At 50.6% G+C, this 14726-nt stretch carries 10 protein-coding genes; 3 read left to right on the forward strand and 7 right to left on the reverse strand.

Annotated features, from left to right (window positions below):
- Positions 1-27: 27 nt before the first annotated feature.
- The 4 genes from CFK45_RS12935 to CFK45_RS12955 form a co-directional block, all read right to left on the reverse strand.
- Positions 28-525: a hypothetical protein gene (locus CFK45_RS12935; protein WP_096086863.1), complete on the reverse strand. Its 498-nt coding sequence runs from the start codon at positions 523-525 to the stop codon at positions 28-30.
- Positions 526-876: 351 nt separating this feature from the next.
- Positions 877-2085, reverse strand: coding sequence for an NnrS family protein (locus CFK45_RS12940; RefSeq protein ID WP_096086864.1), 1209 nt, complete (start codon positions 2083-2085; stop codon positions 877-879).
- A gap of 204 nt (positions 2086-2289) precedes the next feature.
- On the reverse strand, positions 2290-5325 hold the full coding sequence (locus tag CFK45_RS12945) for a polysaccharide lyase family 8 super-sandwich domain-containing protein (protein WP_143247584.1): 3036 nt from the start codon (positions 5323-5325) through the stop codon (positions 2290-2292).
- Positions 5326-5548: 223 nt separating this feature from the next.
- Entirely contained in the window at positions 5549-7825 is a 2277-nt protein-coding gene (locus CFK45_RS12955) for a DUF4955 domain-containing protein (protein WP_143247585.1), read from the reverse strand.
- Between the two features lie 570 nt (positions 7826-8395).
- On the opposite strand from CFK45_RS12955, the gene CFK45_RS12965 reads away from it, so the two are divergent.
- The 3 genes from CFK45_RS12965 (at position 8396) to galE (ending at position 11711) form a co-directional block, all read left to right on the forward strand.
- Positions 8396-9442, forward strand: coding sequence for a UDP-glucose--hexose-1-phosphate uridylyltransferase (locus CFK45_RS12965; protein WP_096086868.1), 1047 nt, complete (start codon positions 8396-8398; stop codon positions 9440-9442).
- Positions 9443-9521: 79 nt separating this feature from the next.
- The gene (gene galK, locus CFK45_RS12970) at positions 9522-10673 is read left to right on the forward strand and encodes a galactokinase (RefSeq protein WP_096086869.1); all 1152 of its coding nucleotides are present in this window, start codon (positions 9522-9524) and stop codon (positions 10671-10673) included.
- 15 nt (positions 10674-10688) lie between these two features.
- Entirely contained in the window at positions 10689-11711 is a 1023-nt protein-coding gene (gene galE, locus CFK45_RS12975) for a UDP-glucose 4-epimerase GalE (protein ID WP_096086870.1), read from the forward strand.
- Between the two features lie 455 nt (positions 11712-12166).
- Here the strand turns inward: galE and CFK45_RS12980 are convergent, their stop codons facing one another.
- The 3 genes from CFK45_RS12980 to CFK45_RS12990 are packed head-to-tail and all read right to left on the reverse strand — an operon-like array spanning position 12167 to position 14710.
- Positions 12167-12775, reverse strand: a complete 609-nt coding sequence (locus tag CFK45_RS12980) for a hypothetical protein (protein ID WP_096086871.1) — start codon at positions 12773-12775, stop codon at positions 12167-12169.
- Positions 12776-12783: 8 nt separating this feature from the next.
- Positions 12784-13404 carry an OmpA family protein gene (locus CFK45_RS12985; protein WP_158224699.1) on the reverse strand — a complete coding sequence of 207 codons (621 nt, stop codon included), beginning with the start codon at positions 13402-13404 and terminating at the stop codon, positions 12784-12786.
- Position 13405: 1 nt separating this feature from the next.
- Entirely contained in the window at positions 13406-14710 is a 1305-nt protein-coding gene (locus CFK45_RS12990) for a TolC family outer membrane protein (protein ID WP_096086908.1), read from the reverse strand.
- Positions 14711-14726: the final 16 nt, after the last annotated feature.

Here is a 14726-nt window from a genome sequence, read left to right on the forward strand (position 1 = left end):
CGCTTAATAAACTAACCGTCTTTACCATCAACGCAAGTCAACTGGCTCCAATCTAGCGAGATCTTCAAGAGGCAGCTCATCTATTGTTGCAATAGTTAACTCGTTATTTTCTGTTGCAGAAACATTGATAAGAGAGTTATCAATACGCGGAGGTAGTTTATACATAGCACCTGTAGCAGGGTCGACAATCAACATGCCAATCAAACCACCAAAGATAATATTGCCCCAGTACCAGCCGTCTAGGCTTGCCGAAAAAGTATATGTTTTATCTTCATAACCTTCATGGCTTAAAATCAGCGTATATTTAGCAGATTTAAAGTAGCCGCTCGATGCTTTCAAATTTACAACGGCAGGTGTTGTCCCAGAGTGAACACTTTTACCCTGTGCGTCTTTAATTATAAAACTAGATGAATCCGGAGTACTTGAGATGGTAACAGGGTACTCAGTTTTACTCACAATACTAGAGCAAGAGCTTAAAGCCAGAACAGACACTAAAGAAATCGACAACTTAGGTAAAAACTTCACGATAAACAAACCAAAATTAATTAAACAGAAGTCTGTTCTGCAACAATTGCGAACAGAAAACAACCACCACTGTTAAGGAGTAAGAGATTTACAAACAGGGGAATAAAGCGAGAGCAGTTAAACCTTATGATTTAAGGCCTAACTTACTCGAAGATAAAGTATAGGAACGACGTCAAATACTTAAAATAATTATGCCAAATAAAAAAAACAAATGCCAGCCAGCATTTACGTATTGCAGAGCGGCATCAACCGAAATTACGAAGATATTACCGAGACAAGATCAAAAAACACCCGCTAAAATCTGTACTGACCAAAAAACAAACTAACCGGCCTAGGGTCTGTTAACACTAATTAGCCCAACTTACCATCAACGCGCGCACTGGTTAATATCGGCCAATAGCGTATAACAAAGATAACAAACGCTAACACCCAGCAGCCAGCTGCCAACCACAAAGACAGAACAAAAAACTGCGGCAACATAGCCAACCAAGCGCGGCTTAGATACGCGAGCAGCATCAGTATAAACGCCAAGCTCATGCCCCAGCCGACCTTGATTTCGCGGCCCGTATGGCCGAGAGATACACGCGCTATCATCGACAAAATCATAAAGGCCATGCCACCGACGGTAAGGCCGTGCATGGCACTTGAGCGGGTAAACAAAATATCAAATTCGCTAAGCCCTAGCCCTAAAAAAGCAAGTGCCATCGCCCAATAACTAAAGTGCAGCGACCAAAGCAGCGGTGTGGCTAGCGTTATCCAGGGTTTCCAGCGCGATGCGCGCACGCAGTGGGCAATACCAGCCCACATATAGATATACGCCAGCCAGGTAGCGGGCACAGGTAAACCCAGGCTCGCCAATAAAAGTAAGACCAGCGGCAACAAACTGGCAAACTCAAGCCAGCGCAGCGGCAATACTTTGGCTGTCGCCGTGGCATTTGCCGTAAACATAGGGAACACACGCCCGCCAATAACACACATTAATAAACTTATCAGCAGCACCATCGTGTTTACACTTTGGTTGAGGTGCTCAAAGCTGTTTAAAGCTGCAGCGCAGTGCATATGGGCATTGGCCCAGGTCATCAACAATAAAATTGGCACAAACATCAAATTGCGCCACATACGCTTTAAATAAATAAGCCGAGCTAAAGCCAGTGCCGCCAGCGGTAAAAAACTTAGGTCAACAGCAAGCACTAACCAACCTGGAAGCAGTGAAGGAAACAGCATCAGCACACGTGCCAGCAGCCACAGCATAAAAAGGCCGGCAAGCATAGGCCCGTTTAAACTGCGCAGGCCTGTCCAGGTTTGCACCGCGGTTAATAAAAACCCAACCACTACCGCAGCGGCAAAACCAAAGAGCATTTCATGCTGGTGCCACCAAAGTAAACCGCCGTAAACGTTAAGCTGTACTTTGCCGGTAAAAAGCAGCATCCACAGGGCTATGGCAATTGCGGAAAACGCGGCGCTGGCCAAAAAAAATGGCCGAAATGCCAGTGCAAACAGTGTCGAAAAGAAACTTGAAGAAGAATACGTATTTGCAGCTAAATCATCCTGACCCGCCATTACAAACTCCGCCTAAAAAAACAAAGAAGATAATCATTCTTAAAAAGTTTCTCAGTATAAGGCAAGTCGAGCTTTGATTTATATCAGCCAAGTAAGCGGCAGATATAAACAATAAAGCGCGACAAAACTGTCACGCGTTGTTGTTATTTGGCGGGGGTAATTGGTAACGCTCAGAGCATCTCGGTAGCGCCGGGATTTAAGTACTTATAAGCGAGTGAGCTCAAAGTCGTAAGCTTGAGCATGCTGGGTATTGAAAGTCAGCCGTGTTGCATCGTCGAGTAGGGCCAGCTCAACATCTGTGCTTGAGTGATCAATTTCCCAGCGCCCATTTAATGTGACACTGACAGGGAAGACCTTACTCGCATCGTAGCTTCGATAATCAATGCCTAAATCTGGATTTGCAACACTGAGCTTAAGTGTGCCCTGCTCTCTTAACATTAACATAAGTGGTCTACTGAGCTCTTTTATCCAGCCTTGATTAAGCGCGTTTGTTGCATCAAATACCGCATAGGCCCAGGTATCACTCGGCAAATACTGAACAATATGCGCAGCGCTATTTTGCTGCTGTACTTGGTAGGGTTTGGATGCGCTTAAATCTTCCAACACGGCTTCATTTGCGCCTGGAACTAAAACATACTCGTAAGAAGCGGACCTTGGTTTTTTACCGTGATTAAATTGAGCGTAGCTAATTTTTCCCTGGCTTGTTCCGCCTTTGCCATCGGACTTAGGCGATGTGTGGTTCAAGCGCACAAGATCTAGGGTGTCGGAGTCGTAAACTACAAAACCCGTACCGTACTCGTTGATAAACCAGGTTGGGCCAGAAAAATCTGTTTTTGTATACGGCAGCGCATCAATGGCCTGCCCTTTTAGGTTGAGCTTTTGCGTGTTGATCGATACTTGGTGCAAGGTAGTAACGGTATTATTTTGTGCATCGCTGTTTTGTATATCGGAGCCAAGCGCGATAACCATGCCGTCAAACGCAAACGCTGATTTCTTAAACTTAAAACTGGTATCGTGGCTGGCACTGTTATTGCGCTGCTGAAATTCAAACGCAAACATACCACTTTGACCTTCAATATTTAAAAAGCCATCTTCAACTTTGTCAAAACGCAAGCTGCCGGCAAAATTGGCGTCGGTGCGCTCATCCTGCCTGTCTTTTAATGCAATTAACTCCTGCCACGGTTTAACAATGGTTGTCGAACCCGACGGCCTGTTCCAGTCGTAACCCTGCTCACTAAAACCGCTGTCGTAGGCGCCGGGCTCGTAAATAACATCGAGCGTTCCGTAGCCCTGGTAGCGGCCATAGGCGTTGGCCCCTTTATTAAAATAAATTTCCGTACCCCAGAAGCTGCGGTTAAAGCCCTTAAAGCTTACCAGCCAATCGTTTTGTCGGTATGCACCAAGCGCTGCGTAGTGAAATTGGTAAAAACCTTCGGCGCTATCATAGTTCTGAATATTATCAAAATAAGGTTCGATTTCACGGTTGTAATACGAAGCGGTATAGGCGTCGATTTCGCCTATGTAATAAGGCCCCATTTCGGCAATTTTTTTATAGGTACTATCACTGATACGCGAGTCCAAACTCATAGGAAAACGCGTTGCGGAGCTATTAGAAAACGTTTGATTTTTACAAATCAAGCTCATAGCGTAGGCTGCATCGCGAAGTCGCTCATAGCTTTGTCGCTCCATACGAAACGCCGTATCTTTCAGCATATCAAAATAGTCGGTAAGCACATTCCAGGTGTAGATATACTGCGTTGTGTGGGTCCAGTGATGAAAAACCGTGCCGTCGGGTTTTACAAAATCAAAGGTGCCGGTTGAATACTGCATGGCTCTGTCGTAGCGGCGCTTAAAGGCTTTAACATAAAGCATTTTTTCGATATCGGTGTTGGTGTAGTACAGCGCCGTGCCCAGGTAGATATGTGAACCTAAATAGGCATAGTCGGTATTGCCAACCTTGAAGAAGTCACCCTCAGTTTTCCAGGTACTGTCGTCAACAAAATCAATTTCAAAATGCATGATATGGGCAAGCCCGGCGTATACATCTTTGCGCTGTTGCGCATTTAATTTGTCTGCGGCGATCATAACCGCGCGATAGTATTCTCTTGTGTTGTACCAAACCGTATCGGTTGTGCCTTGCTTGGCGACATGCCACACCAGATTGACCAACTTCTGCCACGCGTCTTGATTATTGCTATGCAGCGCGTAGCGAGCAATGGTTAAAGCAAAAGCGTTGGCTTGGTTATCTTTTAAAGCGTCGCCACTAATCGTGCCGCCCTCACGGCGGATATTGTAGCTATTGTATTTTTCAACAGCGTCGTTGTAGGCCGATTCGCTCGGTTTATTGCCTTTAAGTTCTTTATTAAAAAATCGCTCTTTAATCGCTGCCAAATCGGCCAACTCCTCGGCCGTCGGTTCATAGGCTGCTATGCCCTGAGGCAGCAGTAAATCACTTGTAATATCAAGCGGTGACTGGGTCGGCGAAGGCTGGGGGCTCGGAGATACGGATGGCAAAGGCTCGGGACTCGGGCTTAGCGTTGGCAATGGGCTCGGTACAGCACTTGGTTCTGGGCTGGCAAGCTCATCACAGCGCTGCTCGCCGCAGTAGCAAACACTGATTTCAGACTTACTGTCGGCACAATCACTGGCTAAATCACCGTAGCTCGCGCGACATTCACTGGTGCTATCACATTGATCGACCGGCAGTGGCGAGGGGCTTGGAAATAAAGACGGGCTCACTTCGGGTGAAGGGCTTGGGCTTGGGCTTGGGCTTGGGCTTGGGCTTGGGCTTGGGCTGACACTAGGCTGCGCCGTAGGAGACGGGCTTGGAAGTGGGCTGGGTTGGGCACTGGGTGTAGAGCTAGGCTCGGGACTAGATTCGGGGCTTGGAGCAGTGCTAAAAATCGGCCCTGGGCTTATGCCAGGCTGGGGGCTCATTCCAGGCCCTGGGCTCTCTATTGGCTGAGGGCTCTCTATCGGCTGAGGGCTCTCTATCGGCTGAGGGCTCTTTATGGGCTGAGGGCTCTCTATCGGCTTAGGGCTCTCTATCGGCTGAGGGCTCTTTATGGGCTGAGGGCTCTTCTCCGGAGCTGGGCTAGCCTGCACGGGCATACTTGCGCCGGGCTCTGAGCTTAGTTGGCCACCCGGCAATGGCGCCGCGCTTTCGCCACCTCCACATGCGGATAAAACAGAAACAAAAATAAAACAAAGCGCATAGTTAACTATGTGTTGTCGAGCCATCGTGATTATCCCAATCAGAATTCGGTGAATAAGGCGTACCGCTCTGACTGGCACAAACGTGGCAATCAGAGCTTCGCTAATTAACTGCGCTATTGTCTGTTTGCTTATTCCTTTTCACGACAACACAAAAACAAAAACGTGACACCTGATAACAAATAGATCACACAAATAGTCGCAGCGAGACTGGCGACGTTTTCTTAAAGCAGCTTAGGGCGCACTAGAACTAATCCGCCGCCCACGGCGAGTCTTTGCCTGTGCGCAAATGGTACTGAGCTTCATACAGAGATTCGGGCTCAACTTTATTTCCGTGGCTGTATTTAAATCCGAGCTCGGCGTCGTTAAAACGCGCCAAGGCGCCGTGCCAACCAACAATTTTAGGGAACAGGTAACGGCCGTACTTTGAGTCGCCAAAACGCCACCAGTCCCAGTACACATCGTCGCGACTGCCAAGGTCTTCAAAATTCCAGAAAATTAAATTTTCCATATGGTTCGGCTGGCTCGATTGCGAACCTCCGGGACCACCATTCGCGGCACTAAAACCGCCGCGTGTTGCATCAAATAAGGTCGCGTGGGGAAAACTGGCGTGGGCATCAAACGATGTTGCCTGCGGCCATGAACAGCGGTGAAAGACCACACCACCACTTAGCGCGCTGACACCAAAACTGTGGAACTGACCTTCACTGCCGATGCTGTGGGAGTCGCTCACCAACACGCCCGAGCTGCTGCTCACATGCAGCGAAGAATGGCCGCGATTGCCCGAATCGACATAGCGATCAACCGTAAACGAGTGACTTGCGGCAATGCTGACCGTCGCATTCCAGTCGACAAAGTGCACATCTTTTATCCAAGAGTCGGCATAAAGCGCTATTTTTAGTGCCGTCCAGCCCGAGTCGTGAATAATATTTTTGTGGTGCTCAAAGTCTTCGTGCCAGTTGCCGTGAAAACGCAAGGACTCAAAGCCCAAATGATTACCCATGTTTAATTTGCGCAGGCGCCAGCGATATTGCGCATCGATGTCCATATAAAGCGGCGCTTTTAAATACAGGCGATTGCCATCTTTGCGCTCAATTTGATGCACTTCCTGGGCAAACTCACCCTCTTTGAGTTTGCTCCATTCGGGCTCAAGCTGATAGGGAACCAAAGCTGCACTCGCTGCAGATTCGTCGTCGATGCGAATTAAAATATTGTCGCCGGCGTTAAGCGATGAGGCATCAAACACATCAATATGCATCTGGCCGATACGTGCACTGGCGCTTATTTCGGTAACCGGCGAACCCGAAACACTCGAGTTGCTGCCGCGCGCGGAAAACATTTCCGGCGTGGTCCACTTTTTATCGGGCTCAAGGCTATTTAAGTGATAACGAAACGCCAGTACTGAACCTTTGTCATCACTGCCTTCGCCGCGAAAGATAATATTTGAACCCGATATTGTCACCAAGCTTTCGGTCACGTCTAATTGTTCGCTCAAGTTGTAGCGCCCGCGGGGGAAAAATACAATCGCCCCATCGAGCTGTTCGGCATCGGCAACTGCCGCCCGCACCGCTGCGAGATCATCCTTGCCGTCATCAACCACCGCGCCGTAGTCGAGCACATTTAGCACCGGCCAATCTGGGTTCGGAATGTCGCGCTCGCCGCGCGCGTATCCGGCATACGAAAAGTCCGGCACCGGTAAACTCTCACCGGCCTCACGCGCGTCAACGTAATCTCGCCATACGGCAACTTCATTACCCGGGCTCACTTCGGGGCTCGGGCTGGCTTCGGGGCTGGCAGCCGGGCTTGGCAGAGGCAGCGCGTCACAGCGCTGTTCGCCGCACATACACACACTGCTTGCGGCTTTGCTATCGACACAATCGGTGGCGGCGTCACCGTAGTTCAGGCGGCACTCACTGGTGCTGTTGCACTGGTCTACCGGCAACGGCGAAGGGCTTGGAAATAACGAAGGGCTGGGCTCTGGCAATGGGCTTGGGCTTGGGCTGGGCACTGGCGAGGGGCTAACTTCAGGGCTGGGTTCAACACTCGGTTCAGGACTCGCTTCAGGGCTGGGGCTGGGCTTACTACTTGGTGTTGGGCTGGGCTCTGGCGACGGCTGCGGGCTGCTAGCAGGTGAAACCTCTGGGCTCGCCATTGGGCTTGGCGCAGGTGACGGTTTCAAGCTCGGAACAGGGCTCGGGCGCACACTCGGTTCGGGTAGCGGCGGCAACATGCTTGGGCTTGGCACGGGCTCAGGGCTTTTTATAGGCTGAGGGCTCTCTACTGGCTGAGGGCTCTCTACCGGCTCAGGGCTCTTTACTGGCTCAGGGCTCTTTACTGGCTCAGGGCTGTTTGTCGGCTCAGGGCTTTCTACTGGCTGAGGGCTCTCTATCGGCTGAGGGCTCTGCTCAGGGCCGGAGCCACCCGGTGCAGGCTCAGAGCTAAACTCGGAGCCCGAGCCGCCACACGCACTCAAGCTTAAGATCACTGCAATAAATATTAGGTAGTTTTTTAATATAGGCAGGCGCATACAAACATCCTGTCGGGCTTGCTGAGCCTTGCGCAGGCGAAGCTTCAGCAAACGAGTTCACGTAAGTTGTTCTGCTAGGGCGCAGTTGCCGCTAGAGCACATTTATCTGGGCGCCATTGTTTTTTATTCTGGTTTGCCACTCTAGCTTCGAAGCCGATATTTGAGACACCCTGCGAACTCGGCGCACTAAGTTGAGATACCGGTCACGGGCTAAGGTTTGAAGCACTTAAGCGAAGCGCGAGCCAGGCCTGGAACAAGACCGTGCTTGTCGCCACAAACGCAGCGACAGCGGGGCTTGACACAAGCGCAAAGGGTAAGCGCTTACCCTTAGGCTGTGCCTGAGTCTCAGCAAGATGCGCAAGACAAAACTTGCGCTTTATCAAAGAAGCCAGACAAGACAAGGTAAACGTTTGCCTTTTACCGGGCAGAGCCGTAATATCGCAGCTGTTTTTTAAGCTGGGCCAAGAGCGAATTCAAAGCGCGCAGCCGCCGCTCAACAGTTGTTTTACAGCAACTGCCATTACAGCCTTAAGCAACAACTACAGATATAAATTTACAGAGAGCTAAGCCGTGGAAAATAACAACGAGTTTTCATTTGTCGACCACCCCCACCGTCGCTACAACCCGCTGATTGGTGAGTGGGTATTAGTCAGCCCTCACCGCGCCAAGCGCCCCTGGCAGGGTCAGAACGAAGCCCCCGATACCAGCGTTCGCCCAAGCTACGATGAAAAGTGTTTCCTCTGCCCTGGCAACAAGCGTATTACCGGTGAAGAAAACCCAAAATACGAAGATGTATTTGTCTTCACCAACGATTTCGCCGCACTGCAACCAGATACCCCGGCCTACAGCAGCGATGACCCACTGTTTAAGTTTGAAGCCGAGCAAGGCTGCTCACGCGTTATTTGTTTCTCTCCGGATCACAGCAAAACCCTGCCTGAACTCGACGTCAAACAAATCGAAAAAGTGATCAACTGCTGGCAAGACCAGTGTGAAGACCTGAGCAAGGATTACAACTGGATTCAGGTATTTGAAAACAAAGGCGCGATGATGGGCTGTTCCAACCCTCACCCACACGGCCAAATCTGGGCGCAGAACCAACTGCCAACCCTGGTTGATAAAAAAGCCAAGAACCAACTGGCTTATTACAACGAACACAAAAGCAACCTGTTGCTCGACTACGTTGAGCGCGAAATAAAAAGCGACGAGCGGATTGTCTACGCCAACGACTACTGGGTTGCCCTGGTTCCATTCTGGGCCGCGTGGCCATTTGAAACCTTGCTGTTGCCGCGTTTCCCCATCGCCCGCATGACCGAACTCAGCACAGTGGCAAAAGAAGCGCTGGCCGACTGCATGAAAGCACTGACCACCCGCTACGACAACCTGTTTGAGTGCTCGTTCCCGTACAGCATGGGCTGGCACGGCGCGCCTTACGATGATCAAGAGCACCCCGAGTGGACCTTGCACGCGCACTTCTTCCCGCCGCTATTGCGCTCTGCGACCGTGCGCAAGTTTATGGTTGGTTATGAAATGATGGCCGAAGCCCAGCGCGACTTAACCGCCGAACAGGCAGCCGAGCGCCTGCGCAACCTGCCTTTGCAGCACTACCGCGCAAAATAAAGTACCCGGATACAGAAAATTACGAAAGCTAAGACCTTAGGGCAGCTAGTTAGCTCAGGTATTAAAAGAGAAAAAAATCATGCAAGAATTAGCGACGAATGCAACAAATGTTTTTAAAGATGTCTTTGGTTCCGAGCCCGCTTATGTTGGCAACGCGCCCGGCCGCGTCAACCTGATCGGCGAGCACACCGATTACAACGACGGTTTTGTTTTACCGGCGGCGATTAATTTTGGCACTGTCGTTGCCGCCACTGGCCGCGACGATCGCACGGTTAGCGTGGTTGCGCTCGACTTCGACAACGAGCGCGCCGACTTTGACCTCGACACGCTCGCCGATGCCGAAGCGAGCAGCTGGCGCAGTTATGTTCGCGGCGTATTGCTGGCGCTGATGGAACAGTACCCCGACATAAAAGGCGCCAACCTGAGTGTTACCGGCAACGTTCCCCAAGGGGCCGGGCTGAGTTCATCGGCCTCGTTTGAAATCGCCTTGCTAAAAACCATGGCCAGCCTCAATGAGCTGCCGCTTTCCGGTGCCGAAGCTGCAAAAATGGGCCAGCTCGCTGAAAACAAATACGCCGGCTGCAACTGCGGCATTATGGATCAGATGATCTCGGCCTGCGGCGCCAAAAATCGCGCACTGCTGCTCGACTGCCGCTCGCTGGAAACTAAGTACACCTCGATTCCCGAGGGTTACAGTGTTTTGATCACCAACTCCAACGTTAAGCGCGGCCTGGTCGACAGCGAGTACAACACGCGCCGCGAACAGTGTGAAGCTGCGGCCGCAGCCATGGGCCTTAGCTCTTTGCGCGATGCGTCGATGGAACAGCTGTTAGCCGCCAAAGACAAAATGAGCGAAAAAGAATTTCAGCGCGCCCATCACGTGCTGACGGAGAACGAGCGCACCTTGACCATGTTCGATGCGCTCAATGCCGGCGATATGGCCACCTGCAGCAAAATGATGGCCGAGAGCCACGCAAGCATGCGCGACGACTTTGAAATTACCGTGCGCCCCATTGACTACTTAGTAGAGCTGCTCGGTAGCCTCATCGGCGACAACGGCGGCGTGCGTATGACCGGCGGCGGTTTTGGTGGCTGTGTGGTAGCGCTGGTCGCCGACAACAAGGTTGACGAAGCCAAAACTCTGATTCTTGAAAATTACGAAAAAGAAACCGGTATCGCACCAAGCATTTTTGTATGCAGTGCCGAAGACGGTGCCTTTACTCAAGCCTAAAGCAAGGATAAGCACATGAAAATTTTAGTTACCGGCGGCGCCGGTTATATTGGCAGCCACACTTGCGTTGAACTCTTAGAGAGCGGCTACGAAGTTGTTGTTGTCGACAACCTTTGCAATTCCAAGCGCGAAGCCATCAGTCGCGTAGAGAAAATCACCGGAAAAAGCTGCCTGTTTTATCAGGTTGATATCTGTGATCGCGACGCCCTAAGTGCCGTATTTCGCGAGCACAAAATTGACGCCGTGATTCATTTTGCCGGCCTTAAAGCCGTTGGTGAAAGTGCTCAAATTCCTTTGGAGTATTACCAAAACAACGTTAGCGGCAGCATCGTGCTGGCCGAAGTGATGCGTGAGTTTAACTGCTGGAACTTTGTCTTTAGTTCATCGGCCACCGTCTATGGGCCCGACGCACCAATCCCCTACGTTGAAACCTTGCCCACCGGCCCGTGTAACGTTTACGGCCGCACCAAGCACATGGTCGAAGATATTTTCCGCGACTTGTGTAATGCACCTGAAAGCAAGTGGAATGTCAGCCTGCTGCGCTACTTCAACCCCATCGGTGCGCACGAAAGCGGTACCATCGGCGAAGACCCTCAGGGCATCCCCAACAACTTGATGCCCTATATCGCCCAAGTTGCCGTTGGCAAGCTCGAGTACTTAAATATCTTTGGCGACGATTACGACACCGTCGACGGTACCGGTGTGCGCGACTACATTCACGTTGTCGACTTAGCTAAGGGCCACGTTGCCGCCGTTGCCAGCCTGGTTAAAGCTGAGCAAGCCAAATGCAATGTCTACAACCTCGGCTCTGGCCACGGTTACAGTGTGCTTGAGGTGGTGAAAGCCTTCGAAAAAGCCAGCGATGTAGAGATACCTTACAAAGTTGCACCGCGCCGCACGGGCGACTTGCCCGAGTTTTTTGCCGATGCCTCTTTGGCTTTAAAAGAACTCGGCTGGAAAACCGAGCTCGGCATTGAGCGCATGGCCGAAGACACCTGGCGCTGGCAAAAAAATAACCCCCGGGGTTATCCTGCCTAAGTGCAGTAGCGGCAAAAGCGATACCACGCTGACGCTAAAAAAAAGGCCCCGCCACGATGTGTAGCGGGGCCTTTTTTTTAGCGTTAGCTTGGCAATCGATGATGTGCCACTAAGATTTCAAAAGCATTCGGGCCTAGGGCCTGTTAACACTAATTAAATGCACTCTGTTGCGCCCCTCATTCTGCTATCAAGGCGTTTGGAGCGCAGTTTGGTTGTTCCAAATAAGCGACAAACAACACAGAGAGCGGGATGAGGGGCACAACCCGAAGGGCTGGGCCTGAATATCCGCCCAGATGCGTTACTTATCGCTTATTTAGCTTGCTAAACTGCGCTCAAAGTGCCTTTCTGGTCGAATATTCAGGCTCCAGCAGGGCGTATTTAATTAGTGTTAACAGGCCCTAGTCAGTATTACAGATGCTCAGATAGCCGCTGCAACATTAATCGGCTATTTCAAATTATTTATAGCCTTGATCAAAGCGCGCCTTTGCTAAACCCAAAGCCACCTTGTTGCGCCATACAATGGCATCAGGTGGCGCTAAATAACCGCTATCATCAATGGCTTGTAGACTCTGATCATCCACCAACGATTGCAAAATCATCTGCCCCGATGCACTTTGTTGCAGCGTATTTAAATCGCTGATATAGAGCCAATAAAATGTCGCCGTTTCGGGTCGGTCGTTATATATATGTAGCTTTTCTTGCTGCTTTTTGTCTTTTTGATCTTTGTTGTCACTGTCTTGCGAATTTAACGTTGAACTAGCTGCAACGAGCAGGCGAGTCGGAAGATCTTGCTTGCGCTGCTGCTGAAATACTGCCAGCTGCTTATCTGTTAACGGCGCGGAGCTTAAGTAAAAATCTATCCCGGTGTTTTCCAGATAATCCTTCTGCTTGCCGTGCAGCAATTGCATCTCGCTGTTTTGGGCAAACACTTGCGCGATATGGCCGATATTAGTATCGCTGTATACCAGCATGTTGTTGTAAGCAGCGTCGCTGCCGCTCGTCTGCGCTTGCAGAGGCCCGCAAATCAAGCCAAAGATCATTGCTAAAAAAATATAAAGCTTCATAGGGCCCCCTAGTTATTTTCTGCGCTATCTTCAGTGCTGTAGACAGTCCAGCGCTGCTCGTTATTTTCTGAGCCGGGGTAAATAATCAGGCCCAGGGTGCGTCGACGGCGCTCGTGTAACGGCCGGAATAACGAGTTGGCACTATCGGTAAATATATGCTCATTCACGCGGCTTTTATCAACACCTTTACTTGTCAGCGCATCGATAATTGCGTCCGCGCGCTTTACCGCAAGCTTGCGGTTATATTCCAGGCTGCCCTCGGAACTGGTATCGCCAATCAGCTGTAAACTTGAAGTCGGCATATCGAGCATCGCCTGCGCAAGGCGATCTATTTTCCACTGCTGATCTGTGCGGATAGCCGCGCTGTCAAAGTCAAAGTCAATATGAAACTCTTTGTGTGCCAGTGAAGGCTGCCAATCGGCACAGCCGAGCTCATCGATAATTGCCGCTTCCGGCGAATCGGCACACAAGTCGCGAGCATTGATAACACCGTCTTGGTCTTCATCGCTTATGTCGTCCCACTGATAACGCTGAACTTGTGAACTGGGTAAGTGTTCACACGCGGCGAGGAAAAAGGCGGGCAGCGCCGCCACGACAGCAAGCACAGGTTTTAGCTTGTTTATAAACATCCTAGTTGTCCTCTGTTTTCCATTCTTCGGGGTAATCAACGCGCAGTGCATAAAGCAAGGTGCCCATGGCATTGTGTACCCGATAATCGGCCAGGCGGGCGTCGTATTCAGCGTTGATATAATTTCTTCTAGCTAAAAATAGTTCGATCTTGGAATCGAGCACATCCAGCAAAGAGCGGCGCCCCAAATTAAACTGCTCTTTGTAACCGAGCGTCGCCTCGGTTGCAGCATCAACATTTTCTTTATACAAGCTCTGTTGTTGTTCAAGGAAATAACGCGCGTTCCAGCTTAACTTAGCGCCCTCTTCAACTTGAATAATGGTGCGTTTTTGCAGTGAAAGCGCTTCTTGATAACGCCAGCCTGAAGCTTTGACTCTGGCGTGATCACTGCCGCCGTTATAGAGCTCGTAGCGGAAGTTCAGCATCAAGCGCGCATCTTCATCCGGGCCTTCAAAACCACCGATATTGTCATTTTTATTTGCGACAAAATCGAGCGTCACCTCGGGATAGTGTTTGCTCTTGGCACCGCGAAACTCTTGTTTTGCCGCCTTAATATCCGCTTTTGCTTCGAGTATTGAGGGGTGCTGATCGCGGGCTTTTGTAATTAATTCAGATACATTGGCCGGCAGCATAGCGACATCGGCATTGGGAGTATTTAGATTATATGGCGGCAGATTAACCTGGCTCAAAAAACGCGCGCGCAAATCGGCGAGATTATTTTGTGCCGAGGCCAGCGACGCCCGAGCTGTAGCCAGGCGCGCACTGATTTGCGCGTAATCTGAGCGGCTCGACAAGCCTTTGCTCATACGCGAATGCACATCATCGAGCGTTTTTTTATGGTCGGCAACATTGCGTTCGCTAAGTGCAACAATCTCTTGCGCTTTAATTACCTGTAAATAAAGCTCGGTAACCGTCAGCGCAATATTTTCTGCGGTCACCATCAATTGATAGCGCTCTGATTCAGCTTCGTAACTTAAGCGCTTTACTTCGGCATCGGTGCGAAAACCTGCAAATAATTGCTGGCTGATGCTCAGACCAAGCTCGCGTCTATCTAGATCGGCATCAATTTTTTGGCCGCTGTTGTAGCGGGTATCTTCAACCCCGGTGCCGCCATACACGGCAACCGACGGCAGATAACCGCCCTTCGCTGCGCGGCGTTCACTGCCCATCGCCCGAAAGCGCGCGTACTGATGCTGAACTTCGGGGTTGTTATCAATCGCCGACGCCACGGCTTGCTCTAGCGTCAGCGCCGAACTCATCGGGCTAAAACCCAGGGCCCACAGCAGCCCCCAATATCGAAATCGCATAGTCTTTCCTTTTACA

Source organism: Agaribacterium haliotis, assembly GCF_002312815.1.
GTDB lineage: Bacteria > Pseudomonadota > Gammaproteobacteria > Pseudomonadales > Cellvibrionaceae > Agaribacterium > Agaribacterium haliotis.

Bases quoted from the DNA above. Each gene is read 5' to 3' on its own strand.
- CFK45_RS12985 (WP_158224699.1), bottom strand. From the start codon at position 13,404: ATGTTTATAAACAAGCTAAAACCTGTGCTTGCTGTCGTGGCGGCGCTG.
- CFK45_RS12990 (WP_096086908.1), bottom strand. From the start codon at position 14,710: ATGCGATTTCGATATTGGGGGCTGCTGTGGGCCCTGGGTTTTAGCCCG.
- galK (WP_096086869.1), top strand. From the start codon at position 9,522: ATGCAAGAATTAGCGACGAATGCAACAAATGTTTTTAAAGATGTCTTT.
- CFK45_RS12940 (WP_096086864.1), bottom strand. From the start codon at position 2,085: ATGGCGGGTCAGGATGATTTAGCTGCAAATACGTATTCTTCTTCAAGT.
- galE (WP_096086870.1), top strand. From the start codon at position 10,689: ATGAAAATTTTAGTTACCGGCGGCGCCGGTTATATTGGCAGCCACACT.
- CFK45_RS12945 (WP_143247584.1), bottom strand. From the start codon at position 5,325: ATGGCTCGACAACACATAGTTAACTATGCGCTTTGTTTTATTTTTGTT.
- CFK45_RS12955 (WP_143247585.1), bottom strand. From the start codon at position 7,825: ATGCGCCTGCCTATATTAAAAAACTACCTAATATTTATTGCAGTGATC.
- CFK45_RS12980 (WP_096086871.1), bottom strand. From the start codon at position 12,775: ATGAAGCTTTATATTTTTTTAGCAATGATCTTTGGCTTGATTTGCGGG.